The organism is Pseudomonas sp. H3_A02, assembly GCF_054671965.1.
Map to the genome: position 1 here is coordinate 6,538,524 of NZ_CP162807.1, position 18,863 is coordinate 6,557,386.

Genomic DNA, 18,863 nt, shown 5'->3' on the forward strand with positions numbered 1-18,863 from the left:
TTGACCTGATAGCGCCGTCTGAACCCGGGTTGGATCGTCTATCACGCTAAAGAATAGGGAGGATTCAAAGCGTGAAAAGGGAGTTTTAGAGTAATTAGTCAAAAAAAGTTGGAATCGACATAAAAAAAGAAATAACTGTAAGAAAATTTGACCAAGCCCCGCTTTCCTCGCTCTCAAAGCCTGTATTTCCCCTATGATTTTGCGCCTCGGTGAACCGATCCAGCTCACAGGCATCTGTTCTAACGTTCGTCGCGTTTGGCCAAAGGCATGTCCGAACTCCTTTATCAGTCTTTGTTGCCAGGGTCGGCTCGGGACTGTTTTGAGAAAGGTTGTATTTATGCACCGCAGGAATCTGCTCAAGGCCTCCATGGCCTTCGCCGCCTACACCGGGCTGTCGGCCTCCGGGCTCATGGCCGCACGCGCCTGGGCCGCCGATCAGACTGCCGACGGCGAAGCCCGTCCCTTCGATTTCAACGGTTTGAAGGATCAGGCCAAACGGCTGGCCGAGAGCCGCTACGTCGACACCAAGCAAGTCCTGCCACCCACCCTGGCGCAAATGTCGCCGCTGCAGTTCAACGCCATCCAGTACGACGTCAACCACTCGCTGTGGAATGATCTGGACGGGCAACTGGATGCACAGTTCTTCCACGTCGGCATGGGTTTCAAGCAGCCGGTGCGCATGTACAGCGTCGACCCGAAGACGCGCATGGCCCGTGAAGTGCACTTCCGTCCGGAACTGTTCAACTATGAGAAAACCACGGTCAACACCTCGCAACTGACGGGTGACCTGGGCTTCGCCGGCTTTCGTGTCTTCAAGGCGCCGGAGCTGGATCGACACGACATCGTTTCGTTCCTGGGGGCCAGCTATTTCCGCGCCGTGGATGCCAGCGGCCAGTACGGTCTGTCGGCCCGCGGCCTGGCCATCGACACCTATGCCAAGAAGCGTGAGGAGTTCCCGGACTTCACCAAGTTCTGGTTCGAAACCCCGGACAAGAACAGCACCCGCTTCGTGGTCTACGCCCTGCTCGACTCCCCCAGCGCCACCGGTGCCTATCGGTTCGACATCGATTGCCAGCCGACCCGGGTGGTGATGGAGATCGACGCGCACGTCAATGCCCGTACCGCCATCGAGCAACTGGGCATCGCCCCCATGACCAGCATGTTCAGCTGCGGCACCGTCGAACGGCGCATGTGCGACACCATTCACCCGCAAATCCACGATTCCGACCGGCTGGCCATGTGGCGCGGTAACGGCGAGTGGGTCTGCCGGCCGTTGAACAACCCCGCCACCCTGCAGTTCAACGCCTTCGCCGACAATAATCCGAAAGGTTTCGGCCTGGTGCAGACCGATCACGACTTTGCCAGTTACCAGGACACCGTGGACTGGTACAGCAAGCGTCCAAGCCTGTGGGTCGAACCGACGACGGCCTGGGGCGAAGGCTCGGTGGACCTGCTGGAGATTCCGACCACTGGCGAGACCCTGGACAACATTGTCGCGTTCTGGACGCCGAAAAAACCGGTGGCCGCCGGCGACTCGCTGAACTACGGCTACAAGCTCTACTGGAGCGCGCTGCCGCCGGTCAGCACCGACCTGGCCCACGTCGACGCCACCCGTTCAGGCATGGGCGGCTTCATCGAAGGCTGGGCACCGGGCGAGCATTACCCGACCGTCTGGGCACGTCGTTTCGCCGTGGACTTCAGCGGCGGCGGCCTCGACCAACTGCCACCGGGCACCGGCATCGAACCGGTGGTGACCTGCTCCCACGGCGAGGTGAAGGACTTCAACGTGTTGGTACTGGATGCAATCAAGGGCTATCGCATCACGTTCGACTGGTACCCGACCGACGATCGGGTGGACCCAGTGCAGATGCGCCTGTTCATTCGCACCAAGGACCGCACCTTGAGCGAGACCTGGTTGTATCAGTACTTCCCGCCGGCGCCGGATAAGCGTAAGTACCCCTGATATTGATCCGGCACTTGGGCTGGCCCCATCGCGAGCAAGCTCGCTCCCACAGTGGATTTGTGTCGTTCACACATACCCCGTGGGAGCGAGCTTGCTCGCGATGAGGCCGCTACAGCCACCGAATAATCCAGCCCGATAAACAAAAGCCCCGGCCAATAACGACCGGGGCTTTTTGTTTTATCGGGCCCTCAGTCCCGCAAATCCGACTCATGAATCGGCTGGTCCCGATGGGTGGCCCGCTGGTACTGCGCCGGCCACGTGGCCTTGCGGCCGCCCAGGTCATCATCGGCATGCAAGGCCCAGTACGGATCGCGCAACAATTCGCGGGCCAGGAAAATGATGTCGGCCTGGCAGGTGCGCAGGATGTGTTCGGCCTGGGCCGGTTCGGTGATCATGCCGACGGTACCGGTGGCGATTTCCGACTCCTTGCGCACCCGTTCGGCAAAGCGTGTCTGGTAACCCGGGCCGGTGGGGATTTCCGCATTGGCGGCCGTGCCGCCCGATGACACGTCGATCAGGTCCACCCCCAGCGCCCTGAAGCGCCGCGCCAGCTCCACGGTTTCATCCGGGTTCCAACCGTCCTCGACCCAATCGGTGGCGGAGACGCGAACGAACACCGGCAGCTCTTCAGGCCATACGGCCCGGACCGCTTCGGTGACTTGCAGCACCAGCCGGATGCGGTTCTCGAACGAGCCGCCGTATTGATCGCGCCGCTGGTTGCTCAAGGGCGACAAGAATTGATGCAGCAGATAACCATGGGCCGCGTGGACCTCGACCACCTTGAAGCCGGCCGTGAGGGCGCGCTTGGCCGCATCCACGAAGGCCTGGATCAAATCGGCGATCTGCCCCTCGTCCAACTGCACCGGCTGGGTGTGTTGCGGGTCGAAGGCAATCGGCGACGGGCCGACCGGCACCCAGCCGCCGTCGGCCGGTTTGACGCTGCCATGCTTGCCCAGCCAGGGCCGCCAGGTGCTGGCCTTGCGCCCGGCATGGGCCAGTTGGATGCCCGGCACGGCCCCTTGGGCGGTGATGAAGCGGGTGATGCGTTGCAAGGGTTCGATCTGTTCGTCGTTCCACAGCCCCAGGTCCTGGGCGGTGATGCGGCCGTCGGCGGTCACGGCGGTGGCTTCGGTGAACACCAGGCCGGCACCGCCCACGGCGCGGCTGCCCAAGTGCACCAGGTGCCAATCGTTGGCCAGGCCATCGGTGCTCGAATACTGGCACATCGGCGATACCGCGATGCGATTGGGCAGGGTCAATTGGCGAAGGGTATAGGGTTCCAGCAGCAGACTCATGGGGCACCTCTCGAATCAGTGGGCAGGCTCCAGGGTTCTGTTTGAACAGTCGACGAGTGACAAAAGGTGCAACACCCGCCCCCGCGGGCAAAAAATTCGACAAGACGTCACAAGGGCTATCAAGCAGTGCTTAGAGCCTAGTCGACAACCCGGAAGGATGGAGGGTTCAGAACTTAAAAACCGACGGTGTGATGAGAGGGCTTGCTCCTGCTTGGGTCGGTCACTGTGTGGCGAGGGGATTTATCCCCGCTGGGCTGCGCAGCAGCCCCTAAATATTCCTGCACCGCATTTCCTCAGCCAAACGGCGCTGGCCGGTTCCACGACTGCTTCGCAGCCGAGCGGGGATAAATCCCCTCGCCACAAGTGCTATCACCTGATAGATAACACTTGTGTCTACCGCGGCTCGATATGGGCAATCATCAACTGCACCGTTTCCTGGCCGCGGAACTCGTTGAGGTCGAGCTTGTAGGCCAGCTCCACCCAGCGCACGGTAGGGTTGGGCCAGATCTCGCGGTCGATGCCAAAGGCGATACCATCGAGCTTCACCGAGCCGCACTCGCTCTTGAGGATGACCTTCAGGTGCCGTTCGCCCACCACGCGTTGTTCGACCAACTGGAACACGCCATGGAACATCGGCTCCGGGAAATGCTGGCCCCAGGGACCGGCATGGCGCAGCGCCCGGGCCAGCTCCAGGTGGAATTCCTCCACCGCCAAGGTGCCGTCCGACAACAGTCGGCCGGTCAGGTCTTCTTCGCGCAATTGCCGACGCACTTCCGCGTCGAACGCTTCGGCGAACAACGGAAAATTCGCCTCCGGCAGCGTCAGCCCCGCCGCCATGGCGTGACCGCCGTACTTGCTGATCAGGGTCGGATGCTGCGCCGCCACCACGCTCAGCGCATCGCGAATGTGAAAGCCCGGTACCGAACGACCCGAGCCCTTGAGCAAGCCGTCCCCGGCATCGGCAAAGGCGATGGTCGGGCGGAAATAACGCTCTTTCATCCGCGAGGCAAGAATGCCGATCACCCCTTGGTGCCACTGGGGATCGAACAGGCACAAACCGAATGGCATCGACTCCACCGGCAGGTCCTTGAGCTGGGCCAGGGCTTCACGCTGCATGCCCTGCTCGATGGACTTGCGGTCCTGGTTCATGCCGTCCAGTTGCGCCGCCATCTCCCGCGCCAGGGCCGGGTCGTCGGTGAGCAGGCATTCGATGCCCAGGCTCATGTCGTCCAGGCGACCGGCCGCATTCAGACGCGGCCCGAGGATAAATCCGAGGTCGGTGGAGGTAATCCGTGCAGCGTCGCGCTTGGCCACTTCCAGGATCGCCTTGATGCCGGGCCGGGCGCGTCCGGCGCGAATCCGTTCCAGGCCCTGGTGCACCAGGATCCGGTTATTCGCGTCCAGGGGCACCACGTCGGCCACGCTGCCCAGGGCCACCAGGTCGAGCAATTCACCGATGTTCGGCTGGGGTGTGCTCGCGTACCAGCCCAGGCTGCGCAGACGCGCCCGCAGGGCCATCAGCACATAGAAAATCACCCCGACACCGGCCAGGGCCTTGCTCGGGAATTCGCAGCCCGGCTGGTTCGGATTGACGATGGCATCGGCCGCCGGCAATTCGAGGCCAGGCAAGTGGTGGTCGGTGACCAGCACCTGGAGCCCCGCCGCTTTCGCCGCCGCCACGCCTTCCACGCTGGAGATGCCGTTATCCACGGTGATCAGCAACTGCGGTTCGCGGGTCAAGGCAACTTCGACGATTTCCGGGGTCAGTCCGTAGCCATATTCGAAGCGATTGGGCACCAGGTAATCGACATGGGCCGCACCGAGCAGGCGCAAGCCCAGCATGCCCACGGTGCTGGCGGTCGCGCCATCGGCATCGAAGTCCCCCACGATCAGGATGCGCTGGCGCTGCTCCAACGCCGTCACCAGCAGATCCACCGCGGCGTCGATCCCCTTGAGCTGCTGAAAGGGAATCAAGCGCGCCAGGCTCTTGTCCAGCTCAGCCTCGGACTGCACGCCGCGTGCTGCGTACAGGCGGGTCAACAGGGGCGGCAGGTCACCGAGGAATGGCAGGGTGTCGGGCAGTTGGCGGGGTTCTATGCGCATGGGGTGACGAAATTTTCTCTGGAAATCATGAAGGTTGTGGCAAGGAACGCTTGGGTGGGAGCGAGCTTGCTCGCGAATGCGGCGGCACATTCAACATCAATGCAGACTGATCTGCCGTCTTCGCGAGCAAGCTCGCTCCCACAATGAGTTCACTCAATACCGGGTCAATGGCTCAACCACGCTCGCCCAGCAACCATTGCAGCTGGACTTCATGCTGGCCACGGTCGTCGGTCACGAAAATCGTGCCCTCGCTGATCATCACATCCCACTTGATCACCCGGGGCATGTCCTTGGCCAGGGTTTCGAGTACTTCCTGGGGCACGGCGGCGATGTTGACGTTCTTCAGGTTCTTGACCGCCGGGATCACCTTGCCTTCCCACACCCGCAGGCTGCCATAGGCCAGCAGGCTGGTGCGCTCGGTCCGGCGCGAGCACCAGGTCAGGCGATCAGCATCCGGCTGGCCGACTTCGATCCAGTGCAGCACACGGTCATCCAGGCTCTTTTCCCACAGCGCAGGCTCATCGACGTCTGACAGACCACGACCAAACGCCAGCAGCTCGTTGTACCAGAACGCGTACGCCAGCAGGCGCACGGTCATGCGCTCTTCGGTTTCCGAAGGGTGGCGGGCGATGGTCTGCTTCACATTCTCGTACACATTGCGGTCGAGGTCGGTGAGGTTCAGTTCAAACTTGTAGGTCGTGGACGGCTGGGCCATGAACGGGCTTCTTGATACGAGGAAAGGCGGCAAGTCTAACCGATGACGCGGGCAATCCACGAATTGCCGACCATCAACCTGCGGCGACCGGCCTTGGCCTATGGTAAAACGCTCTATTCGTTCTGCCTTTGTCCTACAGGATCCGTCATGTCGCTTACTGCCAAACCCCTTGCCGGCGTCAAAGTCATCGAACTTGGCACCTTGATCGCCGGGCCCTTCGCCTCGCGCATCTGCGGCGAATTCGGTGCCGAAGTCATCAAGGTCGAATCGCCCGATGGCGGTGATCCGCTGCGCAAGTGGCGCAAGCTGTACGAAGGCACCTCGCTGTGGTGGTTCGTCCAGGCACGCAACAAGAAGTCCCTGACCTTGAATCTCAAGCACCCTGAAGGCCTGGCGATCCTGAAAAAACTGCTCGACGAAGCCGACATCCTGATCGAGAACTTTCGCCCCGGCGTATTGGAAAAGCTCGGCCTGGGCTGGGATGTGCTGCATGCACTGAACCCGAAACTGGTGATGGTGCGGCTTTCGGGCTTCGGCCAGACCGGGCCGATGAAAGACCAACCGGGGTTTGGCGCGGTGGGCGAATCCATGGGCGGCCTGCGCTACATCACCGGCTTCGAAGACCGCCCGCCAGTGCGCACCGGGATCTCCATCGGCGACTCCATCGCCGCCCTCTGGGGGGTGATTGGCGGATTGATGGCCCTGCGTCACCGCGAGATCAACGGCGGCACTGGACAAGTGGTGGACGTGGCCTTGTACGAGGCGATTTTCGCCATGATGGAAAGCATGGTGCCGGAGTTCGATGTGTTCGGGTTCATCCGCGAGCGTACCGGCAATATCATGCCCGGCATCACCCCCTCGTCCATCCACACCAGCGCCGATGGCAAGCATGTGCAGATTGGCGCCAACGGCGATGCGATTTTCAAGCGCTTCATGCAGATCATCGGCCGTGACGACCTGGCCAATGACCCGCAACTGGCCAGCAATGATGGCCGTGACAGCCGGCGCGATGAGCTCTACGGCGTGATCGATCGCTGGGTCAACGCGCTGCCGCTCGATAGCGTTATCGACCAACTGAACCAGGCCGGCGTGCCGGCCAGTCGGATCTTCAGCGCCGAAGATATGTTCAGCGACCCGCAGTTCCTCGCCCGAGAGATGTTCCTGCAGGCCAAGCTGCCGGACGGCAAGTCGTTCAAGATGCCGGGGATCGTACCGAAACTTTCCGACACCCCAGGCACCTGCGAATGGGTCGGCCCGGCGCTGGGTGAACACAACGCCCAAGTGCTCGGCGAGCTGGGCTACGATGCACAGCAGATCGCCAGACTGCGCAGCGACGGCGCCATTTGACGCACCGCAGGGGGAGTCACTGAAAATCAAACTGTGGGAGCGAGCTTGCTCGCGATAGCGTCGGTTCAGCCGGCTTGATGTTGACTGGCACACCGCAATCGCGAGCAAGCTCGCTCCCACAATTGGATCGGGGTACATTCGCAAGAGATAGGCCGGCTACTAGGCCGCCTTCGCGAGCGAGCTCGCTCCCACAGGGGAAACGCGGTCCCCATCAAGAGCCAGGTCGGCTGTTAGGCCGCCTCGGGGTGGACGTTGATCTCGGGCGCCCCGTTAACCACGATGGCCGAACGCAGGCATTGTGGAGTGGGCATCCCGGCATGGATGCCGGGATAGCCGCGCTGGGCCATGGATGGCCCTTCGCGGCGGGCCCACGGAGCAATGCCTGCGTTCGGGCATGCCGAGCCTAAGCGAGGCACCGAGTGGTGGGGCAAAAGCGCTTTGGTTACTTTCGCGCTTTTCGAAAGTGACCCGCCGTCAGGGCGGAACCCTAAGTGGCCGTTACCGCAGCAATGGATATGTACTCAATGACCAACATCCAGGCCAGCTGCAAGTCCGCCATCGCGAGCAAGCTCGCTCCCACAAAGATTTCAGCGCCTGACAGAACACACCAAAAGCTTAAACGCTGGGCAAAAAGAAACCCCGAGAAGTGGGGAGACGACTCGGGGTTAAACGTAACCAATCAAGGTTAGTACAACAAGCGACAAGCACCGGAGCACAATGCTCGCTCTTGCTGGTAAAGGCTCTGACTCATCAGGACGTAGGAAGGTTCCCACAAAAGCCCAGTCAATTCGCCGCGACCATGACCTTGTCGCGCGCCAGATTGCGCAACGCCGCAATCACACAGGGCTCCAGGCGCCCCTCGGCAATCAGCACATCGCGATGCAGGCCATCGACAACGTCGGTCAACTGACGCTTGTCAGTCAATTGGGCCTGGTTGAATACTCGCTCGACCATGATGACCCCGCTGGCATTCTTCAACGTCACCCGGCATTCGCCCTTGGCGCCGGTGGGAGTCAGCGAGACCTGATACGGGCTCAAGGCTTCATTCAGCAATAGGCTGATACTTTCCATTCGCTCACCCTTCAATAGTCCGAAACAACTGCATGTTCACAGTAAATGACCGTGGGCCGCAGCAGAAAGTTCGTCAGCGCACCGAACCGGCATGCCCCAACCTGTTCAACCGAGCATGCGCGTCCAATATGACAGGCAAACAACAGCGTTCCCCGTGAGCTGTTAAGGGATGACGGCCGGCTCAGCCAGGCCCCTGTCGCAACGACGCCACCGCCGTCCGACATCGGTCCAGCCCCCCAGAATGCCACGCAGCTGTCCATCAGCCCCATAGAACGGCACCGTCCAATGATAGATTTCCCGCAACCCGCCGCTGAACATCAATTGCCGGTCGACGAATCGAGACTGGCCGGTGCGCAACTGCTCCATCACTTCCCCATGCAGCAGCTCGGCGGTGGCCGGCGGGAATGACGCCGAGTCGGTAAGCCGCGTGCCCCGCAGTTTTTCGAAGCGGGTTGCGAACTGGTCTTCATAACTTTTGTTGCACATGATCAGGCGCCCTTCCAGGTCACAGATGAAAATCGGGTCGGGAATGGCATCCACCAAGGCCCGCTGGAGCATCAACTGGTCCTTGAGGACCGCTTCGGCCTTGAGGCGTTGGTCGATCTGTGTCTGCAGACGGCGGTTCCACAACAGGGACAAGAGGCCAAAGACCACGACCACGGTCACACACCAGTAGCCCCAGCCGGACATCCGCTCCCAGATCGATGGCGTCTGGACGGGGGTCGTACCGGCCATCCATTTCGACCGCAGCGCACGCATGTCCTCGGCCGGGAAGGCTTCCAGGGCTTTATTCAAGATACTCAGCAACGCGGTCAAGTCCTGGCGCACCGCCAGGTAGTCCGGTTCCCACTTGCCCTCAAGACCGCTGCCTACCTGCAACTGCCCGGCTGGATAGAGGTGCACCCCGGTTTCATTTTCGATGGTGGCGTAGGCCTCCCGGCTTTCTACCAGCGCCCGCGCCTCACCATAGGTCTTGGTCGTGCGCAATTTGATCGCCGGGTACTCGCGCCTGATTTCCGCTTCCAAGGCATGCCGTGCTGGCAATGCCAAAACCTTCCCTTCGAGCTGCTCCAGCGAATGGAGGGGCGATTCCCCGTCACGGCCGACGAACACCCAGCCGAAACCACCGAATGCATGGCTGAAACTGAGGAAATCCCGACGTTCTTCATTCATCGCCAGCAGGGTCGTCATGTCTGCCTCACCATTCTCCAGCATCGTCAGCAACTCGCCGGGGGAGAACGACTCCCGATGCACGAACTCAAGGCCAGTCATGTGCGCGATGCGCTGGAGAACGTCGTGGTTCAACCCGCTCCACTGCCCCAGCTCATTCTTGAACAGGTACAGCGGAAACTGGATCGTGGCCACGATGACCCGGGGGTTCTCCTTGATCCACTTCAATTCCTGCGCGTCCAACACCAACCGTTCGCCAGGGTTGGGCGGTGGCGTTTCGAAAGTCGTCAACGGCGCCGCGTTGCCTCCCTGCGTCCAGTACATCAGGGCCAGGCCCATTACCCAGCCCAGGGCTGGTTTGCCTTTGATAAAAAACGACATCTGCATTTCCTTCGAGATGACTCGCCCATCCCTCCAAGGGCGAAAACCCGGCCAGTTTGGCATGCAGAAACAAGAAAGCCCGTCAGGAGACGGGCTTCAAAATGTGACAGGTTTACCCGGTCAGAGTGGCTTGCCGCGATTGCCATGCTGGCTGACAAAGGCCTGCACGGCTTTCAAGTCGTTGGGCAACACGGTGCAACGCTCATCTCGCTCAAACAAATCAGAAAGATGCGCAGGCAATTCGAGCGCTTTTCCTACACCTGCTTTCTCCACCGCTTCCGGGAACTTGACCGGGTGCGCCGTGCCCAGGATCACCATCGGAATGTCCAGGCTGCGACGGCATTCACGGGCCGCCCTGACGCCGATAGCCGTGTGCGGATCGAGCAGTTCGCCGCTCTGCGCGAACACCTCGGCGATGGTTTCGCAGGTCTGCTCATCGTCCACGGCCAGGGAGTCGAACAGCTTGCGCGCTTCGGTCCAGCGCTCAGGCTCGACGCTGAAACCGCCACCCTGGCGGAAGCTGTCCATCAGCCCGGCAATCGCCGCACCGTTGCGACCGTGCAGGTCGAACAGCAGGCGCTCGAAGTTCGACGACACCATGATGTCCATTGAAGGCGATAGCGTGGCGTGCAAGGTTTCCTTGACGTACTGGTTGCCGCTCATGAAGCGGTGCAGGATGTCGTTGCGGTTGGTGGCGACGATCAATTGGTTGATCGGCAGCCCCATGTTGCGCGCCAGGTAACCGGCAAAGATATCGCCGAAGTTGCCGGTCGGCACCGAGAACGACACGGAACGGGCCGGACCGCCCAATTGCAGGGCCGCGTGGAAGTAATAGACGATCTGGGCCATGATCCGCGCCCAGTTGATCGAGTTCACCGCCACCAGCCGCGTGCCCTTGAGGAAGCTCTGGTCGGCGAAGCTGGCCTTGACCATTTCCTGGCAGTCATCGAAGTTGCCTTCGATGGCGATGTTGTGGATGTTGTCGCCGAAAATCGTCGTCATCTGCCGACGTTGCACTTCCGAGACCCGGTTGTGCGGGTGCAGGATGAAAATGTCGACGTTCTCGCAGTGCTTGCAGCCTTCGATAGCCGCCGAACCGGTGTCGCCAGAAGTGGCACCGACGATCACCACGCGCTCGCCACGCTTTTGCAGCACGTAGTCCAGCAGGCGACCGAGCAGTTGCAGGGCGAAGTCCTTGAACGCCAGGGTCGGGCCGTGGAACAGCTCCATGACCCATTCGTTACCGTTGAGCTGACGCAACGGTGCGATGGCATTGTGGGAAAAGACGCCATAGGTCTCTTCCAGGATCTTTTTGAAATCGGCGTCCGGGATGCTGCCGGTGACGAACGGGCGCATGACCCGGAACGCCAGCTCGTGATACGGCAGGCCGGCCCAGGAAGCGATTTCTTCCTGGGTGAAGCGCGGCAGGTTTTCCGGCACATAGAGGCCGCCATCCGTGGCCAGGCCGGCCAGGAGGACATCTTCGAAATTCAGGGCCGGTGCCTGGCCGCGGGTGCTGATATAGCGCATTTTTTGGCAAACCTTCGGTTTGAGCTTCAAGGTCAAGCGGCAAGCGACAAGTCAAAGCGGCTCGGCTTCTATTTGCGGCTTGCAGCTTATAACTTGCCGCTAAATTAATTCAAATGTTCGACGCGGATACGGACCACCGGCCCAACGACACCCTGGAGCGCTTCCAGCGCCGCAATCGCATCGTTGATGTTCTGCTCGACCACACGGTGGGTCAGCAGGATCATCGGCACCAGGCCGTCGTGTTCCTCGACTTCCTTCTGCATGATCGACTCGATGTTTATACCGCGCTCCGAGAGGATGCTCGCCACTTGAGCCAGCACGCCCGGATGGTCCTTGGCCTGGATGCGCAGGTAGTAGGAGCTTTCGCATGCCTCGATCGGAAGAATCGGGTGCGCCGACAGCGAGTCCGGCTGGAAGGCCAGGTGCGGCACGCGGTTTTCCGGGTCCGAGGTCATGGCGCGAACCACGTCCACCAGGTCGGCCACCACCGAGGAAGCGGTCGGTTCCATGCCGGCGCCCGCGCCGTAGAACAACGTCGAGCCGGAGGCGTCGCCGTTGACCATCACTGCGTTCATCACGCCGTTGACGTTGGCGATCAGGCGGTCGGCCGGGATCAGCGTCGGATGCACACGCAGCTCGATGCCGCTAGCGGTGCTGCGCGCCACGCCCAGGTGCTTGATGCGGTAGCCCAAGGCTTCGGCGTAGTTCACGTCAGCGGTGGTCAGCTTGGTGATGCCTTCGGTGTAGGCCTTGTCGAACTGCAACGGAATGCCGAACGCAATGGATGCCAGGATCGTCAGCTTGTGCGCTGCGTCGATGCCTTCCACGTCGAACGTCGGATCAGCCTCGGCGTAACCCAGGGCCTGGGCTTCGGCGAGCACGTCTTCGAAGGTGCGACCCTTCTCGCGCATCTCGGTGAGGATGAAGTTGCCGGTGCCGTTGATGATCCCCGCGACCCAGTTGATGCGGTTGGCCGACAGGCCTTCGCGGATCGCCTTGATCACCGGGATACCACCAGCCACGGCGGCTTCGAACGCCACGATCACGCCCTTCTCGCGGGCCTTGGCGAAAATCTCATTACCGTGAACAGCGATAAGCGCCTTGTTCGCGGTGACCACATGCTTGCCATTCTCGATGGCCTTGAGTACCAACTCGCGGGCAACGGTGTAGCCGCCCACCAGCTCTATGACGATGTCGATCTCAGGGTTCGTGGCCACTTCGAACACATCGTTGGTAATCGCAATACCGGTCGTCTGGAACTGAGGCTTTGGCGTGCGCATGGCAATTTGTGCCACTTCGATCCCACGCCCGGCACGACGAGAAATTTCCTCGGCGTTGCGCTGAAGTACGTTGAAGGTGCCGCCACCGACGGTACCTAACCCACAGATGCCTACTTTGACCGGATTCACTCTTGACTCCCCATGAAACGGCCGACGCAAGGTCGGCCGTGAAATACAGCCGCGTAGCAACGCGACTCTGTTTTTAACGGCCCGACGAAAGTTTTCGCCGAGCCGTGATCTTCAAAAGCGGACCGCCCATGATCTATTTCGCGCTCAGGGCCAGTTTGGCCACTTGTGGTGCCGGCTGGTAGCCCGGAATCACTTGGCCGTCGGCCAAAACGATGGCCGGCGTGCCGTTCACGCCAATGGACTGGCCAAGGGCGAATTGCTTGGAAACCGGATTCTCGCACTGGGCGGCCTTGATTTCCTTGCCGTCGACCATCTTGTCCATGGCCGCTTTCTTGTCCTTGGAGCACCAGACCGCCTGCAACTGCTCATCGCCCGGCGAGCCCAAGCCCTGGCGCGGGAACGCTACATAGCGCACTTCGATGCCGCGCTTGTTCAGCTCGGGCACTTCGGCGTGTAGCTTGTGGCAATACGGGCAGGTGGTGTCGGTGAATACGGTGATGTGGGACTTGGTTTCGCCGATCGCCGGATAAACCACGGTTTCAGCGACCGGAATGCCGTTGATCAACTTGGAAATGCCCTGGCGCTCGGTCATCTCGGTGAGGTTGACCGGCTTGCCGTCCTTGAGCGCGAACAGGTTGCCTTGGACGATGTACTGGCCGTCGGCGCTGGCGTAAAGCACGCGGCTGCCCTTGAGCTTGACTTCATACAGGCCAGCCATAGGGCTGGCCGAAATGGTGTCGATCGGCACTTCGAGCTGAAGGTTTTCCAGACTCTTGCGGATAGCCTTGTCGGCCGCGTCGTCGGCAATGGCAAAGGTACTGGCCAACGCAATGGCGGCGGCGGTGAACATCTGGATCAAACGCATGGGGACTCCTGAGGCGAACAAATGAGACGGGAAACGCCGACCCGCAGATTCGGGTTCCAACCGCCCACTGTGCAAACCGACAAAGCCTACCACATAAGGCTGGCGTGGCCGAATGCCGGTGATACAAGGCATTGGTGAACGCTTTTCTGTGGGAGCCGGCTTGTGGGAGCAAGGCTTGCCCGCGATGGCCGCGCCGCGGTGTATCAACGGAGCCGCGTTATCGTTCATCGCGGGCAAGCCTTGCTCCCACGGGAGATTTCATTCAGCCGCGAGGATGATGCTTGGCATGCAAATCCTGCAACCGCGCCCGGGCCACATGGGTGTAGATCTGGGTGGTGGACAGGTCGCTATGGCCCAGCAGCATCTGCACCACCCGCAAGTCGGCACCGTGGTTGAGCAGGTGTGTAGCAAAGGCATGCCGCAAGGTGTGGGGCGAGAGGGATTTGTTGATGCCGGCCACCTTGGCCTGGTGCTTGATGCGATGCCAGAAGGTCTGGCGGGTCATCTGCTCGCCGCGCAGGCTGGGAAACAGCACATCGCTGGGACGCCCGCCCAGCAATTCATGACGGGCATCGCGCATGTAACGCTCGACCCAGACAATCGCTTCCTCGCCCATCGGTACCAGGCGCTCCTTGCTGCCCTTGCCCATCACCCGCAGCACGCCCTGGCGCAGGTTGACTTGCTCCAGCGTCAAGCTGATCAACTCGGTGACGCGCAAGCCACAGGCATACAGGACTTCCAACATGGCCCGGTCGCGCTGACCGATGGCCTCGCTGAGATCGGGTGCCGCCAGCAGCGCTTCCACATCGGCTTCCGATAGGGATTTGGGCAACGGACGCCCCAGTTGCGGCATTTCCACGCGCAAGGTCGGGTCCACCGCGATCAGCTTTTCCCGCAGCAAATAGCGATAAAACCCACGCAGACCGGAGAGAAAACGCGCGGTCGAGCGCGGTTTGTAGTTCTGCTCCAGGCGCCACGCCAAATGATCGAGGATCAACTCCCGGCCGGCATTGACCAGCTCCAGGTGGTTTTCCTGCAGCCAACCATTGAACAGCGCCAGGTCGCTGCGGTAGGCATCGCGGGTGTTATCGGACAGGCCCTTCTCCAACCACAGGGCGTCGAGAAACTGGTCTATCAGCGGATGATCGATGGCTGGCATAAAGACTCTTGGAGGATGCGGGCACACACGGCATCAAAAGGGGAAATGAAGCCATGCAGGGTGCTCAAAGCGCAAATCGCAGGCAACAAAAAAGCAGCCCGCAGGCTGCTTTTTTTGCATCGGAAGCTGGACTTAAGCCAGTTTTTCCTTGATGCGAGCTGCTTTACCCGACAGGTCACGCAGGTAGTACAGCTTGGCTTTACGTACGTCACCGCGACGCTTGACAGCCATGCTGTCGATTTGCGGGCTGTAGGTCTGGAAAGTACGCTCTACGCCGACACCGTTGGAGATTTTACGAACGGTGAATGCACTGTTCACGCCACGGTTACGCTTGGCGATAACGACGCCTTCGAACGCTTGCAGACGGGAACGGTCGCCTTCCTTCACTTTCACCTGAACGACAATGGTGTCGCCTGGGGCAAAGGTAGGGATTTCTTTGGTCATCTGCTCTGCTTCGAGTGCAAGGATGATTTTGTTAGTCATGCTGTGCTCCTAAGGCGAGTCGTCGGACTCACCATCGATACGTTGTTAACTATCGTCCCGCTCGCGGATGTATTCCTCGAGCAGCTTCTTCTCTTCTCCAGAAAGCGAGCGGCTTTCCAGAAGATCGGCGCGTCGTTCGTAGGTCCGACCAAGGGACTGCTGCAAACGCCAACGCCGGATGTGCGCGTGGTTGCCACTTAGCAACACGTCGGGAACACGCTGATCCGCATACACCTCCGGTCGGGTGTAGTGCGGGCAATCCAGCAGACCATCCGTAAAGGAATCTTCCTCAGCGGAATCTGCATGCCCTAAAGCTCCAGGCAGCAGTCGTGTAACCGCATCGATCAGGACCATCGCCGGCAGCTCGCCGCCAGACAGTACATAGTCGCCAATCGACCACTCTTCATCGACATGAGCTTCAATGAAACGCTCGTCAATGCCTTCATAACGGCCGGCAATCAGGATCAATGCATCCAAATTCGCCAGCTCGCGTACCGCCGACTGAGTCAGTTGGCGGCCTTGGGGCGACAGGTAGATCACCTTCGCGCCCTCCCCGGCTGCCGTCCTGGCCTGAACCAGCGCATCTTCCAGGGGCTTGATCTTCATCACCATGCCCGGACCACCGCCAAACGGGCGATCGTCCACAGTGTGATGCCGATCCGTGGTGTAGTCCCGCGGATTCCAACAGGTGAGCTGTAACAGCTCCTGCTTCACCGCGCGGCTGGTTATGCCGTACTCGCTGATGGCGGAAAACATCTCGGGAAACAATGTGATGACTTCAACGCGCAAATTAGCCACGTTTAGAAATCCGCATCCCATTCCACCTTCATCTCGCCTGCGGCAAGGTCGACGGCCAACACGCATTGCTCGGTATAGGGCAACAGGCGTTCGCGATCATCCAGGCTGCCGACGCAAGGCTTGACCACCATGACATCGTTCGAACCGGTCTCGAGCAGGTGATCGATTTTCCCGAGCAATTGCCCGAGGTGGTCGATGACCTTCAGACCCACCAGCTGGTACCAGTAGTACTCGCCGTCGGTCAGTTCAGGGAACAGGTTGCGCGGCACGCAGATCTCATAACCGGCCAGAAGACGAGCTTCTTCACGATCATCGAGACCCTTGAGCTTTGCGACCAGGAACTTGTCGTTCCCGCGTCCGCTGACCAGCTCCACCTGTTTCACGCTACCTTCGCGCTTGAGCGTCCAGGTTTTGTAGTCCAACAGGTTCTTGATCGGATCAGTAAAGGAATACACCTTCACTTCGCCGCGAACGCCATGTACAGAATAGATCTTGCCGACAACGATCAAATCATCAGCATCTTTTGGCGTCGCGTTCATATTGCTCAGGCCGCAGCCTTAGCCGATTCCTTCAACAACTGAGCAACACGCTCAGAAGGTTGTGCACCAACGCTCAGCCAGTAGGCTACGCGCTCTTGGTTCACGGACAGACGAACTTCCTGACCACGGGCAACAGGGTTGAAGAAACCAACCTGCTCCTTGTGGGAACCGTCACGCGGGTTGCGGCTGTCGGTTACGGTCAGGTGGTAAAACGGGCGCTTTTTGGAGCCGCCAAGGGCAAGACGGATTGTTAGCATGTGAACATCGTTCCTGTAGTCGGTGCTGCAAATCTAAATGCACAGCGGGCATAGGTGCCCGAAAGGCCGCATATTCTAAGGAATATCCGGACTTTTGCAAATGTCTTTTTCCGGCGCCTGGCGCCATGCGATCAAGATTTGCCATAGAGCCGTCATGAAAAACGGCAAGTCAGCTCCCGCGTAGCGCGGGTTTGCTGGAGATCCCCGCCTCCGTGCGGGGCAACGCCGGCATGACAGCCGGCGCAGATTCTTTACATTTTCGGCATGCCGCCGCCGGGCAACATACCGCCCATGCCGCGCATCATCTTGGCCATCCCGCCCTTGGCGGAGAATTTCTTCATCATCTTCTGCATCTGCTTGTGTTGCTTGATCAAGCGACCGATGTCCTGCACCTGGGTGCCGGAACCCATGGCGATGCGGCGCTTGCGCGAACCGCTGATCAGCTCAGGGTCGCGGCGCTCGGCCGGGGTCATGGAGTTGATGATGGCTTCCATCTGCTTGAACTGCTTTTCAGCCGCGCCCTGGGCATTGCCCATCTGCGCCAGGTTCACGCCACCGATGTTCGGCAGTTTGTCCATGAGGCCGCCAAGGCCGCCCATGTTCTTCATTTGTTGAAGCTGGTCGCGGAAGTCTTCGAGGTCGAAGCCCTTGCCCTTCTTCAGCTTCTTGGCCAGTTTGTCGGCCTTGTCCTTGTCGAGGGTCTGCTCGGCCTGCTCGATCAGGCTGAGCACGTCGCCCATGCCGAGGATACGCGAAGCGATACGCTCAGGGTGGAACGGCTCGAGCGCTTCGCTCTTCTCGCCCATACCGATGAACTTGATCGGCTTGCCGGTGATGGCGCGTACCGACAGCGCGGCACCGCCACGGGCGTCACCGTCGACCTTGGTCAGGACCACACCGGTCAGCGGCAGTGCATCACCGAACGCCTTCGCGGTATTGGCCGCGTCCTGGCCGGTCATGGCATCGACCACAAACAGGGTTTCCACCGGGTTGATCGCGGCATGCAGCGCCTTGATCTCGCCCATCATCTCTTCATCGATGTGCAAGCGACCGGCGGTATCGACGATGACCACGTCGATGAACTTGAGCTTCGCTTCCTTAATAGCCGCCTGGGCGATGTCCACCGGCTTCTGGCTCAGGTCGGACGGGAAGAACGTCACGCCGATGTCGTTGGCCAGGGTTTCCAGCTGCTTGATCGCCGCCGGACGGTAGATGTCCGCCGACACCACCATCACCGACTTCTTCTTGCGCTCTTTAAGGAAGCGCGCCAACTTGCCGACTGTCGTGGTCTTGCCCGCGCCCTGCAGGCCGGCCATCAGCACCACCGCTGGAGGTACGGCGGCGAGGTTCAGGTCTTCGTTGGCGGCGCCCATCAGGCTTTCGAGTTCGGCCTGGACGATCTTCACGAACGCCTGGCCCGGCGTCAGGCTGCGCGACACTTCGGTGCCGACGGCGCGTTCCTTGACCGAATTGACGAAGTCCTTGACCACCGGCAGGGCGACGTCGGCTTCGAGCAACGCCATGCGCACTTCGCGCAGGGTGTCTTTGATGTTGTCCTCGGTCAGTTTCGCCTTGCCGGTGACATGGCGCAGCGTCTGCGAGAGACGGTCGGTTAGGTTTTCAAACATGCGCGATCCTTTCAGGCCCAGATGAGACCGGGATAATGGCGGCCCAGACCGTGAAAAATGTGCTCGGCGAGCCTGCGGCGTGGGCAGGTCGCGGATTATAGCGAAGAAGCGTGCGGCGTACACCTTGCAGTGGTCTTTCGTGTGGAGGGG

16 protein-coding genes are annotated in these 18,863 nt (G+C 60.6%); 2 read left to right on the plus strand and 14 right to left on the minus strand.

The window, feature by feature from the left end:
- The first annotated feature begins 337 nt into the window (after positions 1-337).
- The gene (locus AB4N80_RS28855) at positions 338-1,963 is read left to right on the plus strand and encodes a glucan biosynthesis protein D (RefSeq protein ID WP_122568765.1); all 1,626 of its coding nucleotides are present in this window, start codon (positions 338-340) and stop codon (positions 1,961-1,963) included.
- Positions 1,964-2,151: 188 nt separating this feature from the next.
- Here AB4N80_RS28855 and AB4N80_RS28860 read toward each other — a convergent pair whose 3' ends face one another.
- The 3 genes from AB4N80_RS28860 to AB4N80_RS28870 form a co-directional block, all read right to left on the minus strand.
- Positions 2,152-3,258, minus strand: a complete 1,107-nt coding sequence (locus tag AB4N80_RS28860) for an NADH:flavin oxidoreductase/NADH oxidase (RefSeq protein WP_122568767.1) — start codon at positions 3,256-3,258, stop codon at positions 2,152-2,154.
- Positions 3,259-3,651: 393 nt separating this feature from the next.
- Complete coding sequence (gene recJ / locus AB4N80_RS28865; protein ID WP_122568768.1) at positions 3,652-5,361, minus strand: single-stranded-DNA-specific exonuclease RecJ; 1,710 nt, start codon at positions 5,359-5,361, stop codon at positions 3,652-3,654.
- A gap of 172 nt (positions 5,362-5,533) precedes the next feature.
- On the minus strand, positions 5,534-6,076 hold the full coding sequence (locus AB4N80_RS28870) for a YaeQ family protein (protein ID WP_122568769.1): 543 nt from the start codon (positions 6,074-6,076) through the stop codon (positions 5,534-5,536).
- Between the two features lie 147 nt (positions 6,077-6,223).
- Here AB4N80_RS28870 and AB4N80_RS28875 point away from each other — a divergent pair, with 147 nt between their 5' ends.
- Positions 6,224-7,423, plus strand: coding sequence for a CaiB/BaiF CoA transferase family protein (locus AB4N80_RS28875; protein WP_460080089.1), 1,200 nt, complete (start codon positions 6,224-6,226; stop codon positions 7,421-7,423).
- A gap of 783 nt (positions 7,424-8,206) precedes the next feature.
- Here AB4N80_RS28875 and AB4N80_RS28880 read toward each other — a convergent pair.
- From AB4N80_RS28880 to ffh, 11 genes are all read right to left on the minus strand, one after another.
- Positions 8,207-8,494 carry a DUF3509 domain-containing protein gene (locus AB4N80_RS28880; protein WP_122568772.1) on the minus strand — a complete coding sequence of 96 codons (288 nt, stop codon included), beginning with the start codon at positions 8,492-8,494 and terminating at the stop codon, positions 8,207-8,209.
- Positions 8,495-8,656: 162 nt separating this feature from the next.
- Complete coding sequence (locus tag AB4N80_RS28885) at positions 8,657-10,045, minus strand: transporter substrate-binding domain-containing protein (RefSeq protein ID WP_122568773.1); 1,389 nt, start codon at positions 10,043-10,045, stop codon at positions 8,657-8,659.
- A 120-nt stretch (positions 10,046-10,165) separates the two neighbouring features.
- On the minus strand, positions 10,166-11,575 hold the full coding sequence (thrC, locus tag AB4N80_RS28890) for a threonine synthase (RefSeq protein ID WP_063322824.1): 1,410 nt from the start codon (positions 11,573-11,575) through the stop codon (positions 10,166-10,168).
- Positions 11,576-11,679: 104 nt separating this feature from the next.
- Entirely contained in the window at positions 11,680-12,984 is a 1,305-nt protein-coding gene (locus tag AB4N80_RS28895; protein ID WP_122568774.1) for a homoserine dehydrogenase, read from the minus strand.
- Between the two features lie 133 nt (positions 12,985-13,117).
- Positions 13,118-13,849, minus strand: a complete 732-nt coding sequence (locus AB4N80_RS28900; RefSeq protein ID WP_122568775.1) for a DsbC family protein — start codon at positions 13,847-13,849, stop codon at positions 13,118-13,120.
- A gap of 262 nt (positions 13,850-14,111) precedes the next feature.
- A complete protein-coding gene (xerD, locus tag AB4N80_RS28905; RefSeq protein ID WP_092202311.1) occupies positions 14,112-15,008 on the minus strand; it encodes a site-specific tyrosine recombinase XerD in 897 nt (298 codons plus the stop codon).
- A gap of 132 nt (positions 15,009-15,140) precedes the next feature.
- The gene (rplS, locus tag AB4N80_RS28910) at positions 15,141-15,491 is read right to left on the minus strand and encodes a 50S ribosomal protein L19 (RefSeq protein ID WP_003175895.1); all 351 of its coding nucleotides are present in this window, start codon (positions 15,489-15,491) and stop codon (positions 15,141-15,143) included.
- A 45-nt stretch (positions 15,492-15,536) separates the two neighbouring features.
- Positions 15,537-16,310, minus strand: a complete 774-nt coding sequence (gene trmD / locus AB4N80_RS28915) for a tRNA (guanosine(37)-N1)-methyltransferase TrmD (RefSeq protein WP_205929660.1) — start codon at positions 16,308-16,310, stop codon at positions 15,537-15,539.
- Entirely contained in the window at positions 16,292-16,828 is a 537-nt protein-coding gene (gene rimM, locus AB4N80_RS28920; protein ID WP_058544503.1) for a ribosome maturation factor RimM, read from the minus strand. The genes trmD and rimM overlap by 19 nt, the downstream gene beginning before the upstream one ends.
- A 5-nt stretch (positions 16,829-16,833) precedes the next feature.
- Complete coding sequence (gene rpsP, locus AB4N80_RS28925; RefSeq protein WP_003198088.1) at positions 16,834-17,085, minus strand: 30S ribosomal protein S16; 252 nt, start codon at positions 17,083-17,085, stop codon at positions 16,834-16,836.
- A gap of 251 nt (positions 17,086-17,336) precedes the next feature.
- On the minus strand, positions 17,337-18,713 hold the full coding sequence (gene ffh / locus AB4N80_RS28930; protein WP_122568777.1) for a signal recognition particle protein: 1,377 nt from the start codon (positions 18,711-18,713) through the stop codon (positions 17,337-17,339).
- Positions 18,714-18,863 lie beyond the last annotated feature (150 nt).

Bases quoted from the DNA above. Each gene is read 5' to 3' on its own strand.
- AB4N80_RS28900 (WP_122568775.1), bottom strand. From the start codon at position 13,849: ATGCGTTTGATCCAGATGTTCACCGCCGCCGCCATTGCGTTGGCCAGT.
- rplS (WP_003175895.1), bottom strand. From the start codon at position 15,491: ATGACTAACAAAATCATCCTTGCACTCGAAGCAGAGCAGATGACCAAA.
- AB4N80_RS28855 (WP_122568765.1), top strand. From the start codon at position 338: ATGCACCGCAGGAATCTGCTCAAGGCCTCCATGGCCTTCGCCGCCTAC.
- rpsP (WP_003198088.1), bottom strand. From the start codon at position 17,085: ATGCTAACAATCCGTCTTGCCCTTGGCGGCTCCAAAAAGCGCCCGTTT.
- thrC (WP_063322824.1), bottom strand. From the start codon at position 11,575: ATGCGCTATATCAGCACCCGCGGCCAGGCACCGGCCCTGAATTTCGAA.
- AB4N80_RS28875 (WP_460080089.1), top strand. From the start codon at position 6,224: ATGTCGCTTACTGCCAAACCCCTTGCCGGCGTCAAAGTCATCGAACTT.
- recJ (WP_122568768.1), bottom strand. From the start codon at position 5,361: ATGCGCATAGAACCCCGCCAACTGCCCGACACCCTGCCATTCCTCGGT.
- AB4N80_RS28880 (WP_122568772.1), bottom strand. From the start codon at position 8,494: ATGGAAAGTATCAGCCTATTGCTGAATGAAGCCTTGAGCCCGTATCAG.
- rimM (WP_058544503.1), bottom strand. From the start codon at position 16,828: ATGAACGCGACGCCAAAAGATGCTGATGATTTGATCGTTGTCGGCAAG.
- AB4N80_RS28870 (WP_122568769.1), bottom strand. From the start codon at position 6,076: ATGGCCCAGCCGTCCACGACCTACAAGTTTGAACTGAACCTCACCGAC.
- trmD (WP_205929660.1), bottom strand. From the start codon at position 16,310: ATGGGATGCGGATTTCTAAACGTGGCTAATTTGCGCGTTGAAGTCATC.
- AB4N80_RS28860 (WP_122568767.1), bottom strand. From the start codon at position 3,258: ATGAGTCTGCTGCTGGAACCCTATACCCTTCGCCAATTGACCCTGCCC.
- AB4N80_RS28885 (WP_122568773.1), bottom strand. From the start codon at position 10,045: ATGTCGTTTTTTATCAAAGGCAAACCAGCCCTGGGCTGGGTAATGGGC.
- xerD (WP_092202311.1), bottom strand. From the start codon at position 15,008: ATGCCAGCCATCGATCATCCGCTGATAGACCAGTTTCTCGACGCCCTG.
- ffh (WP_122568777.1), bottom strand. From the start codon at position 18,713: ATGTTTGAAAACCTAACCGACCGTCTCTCGCAGACGCTGCGCCATGTC.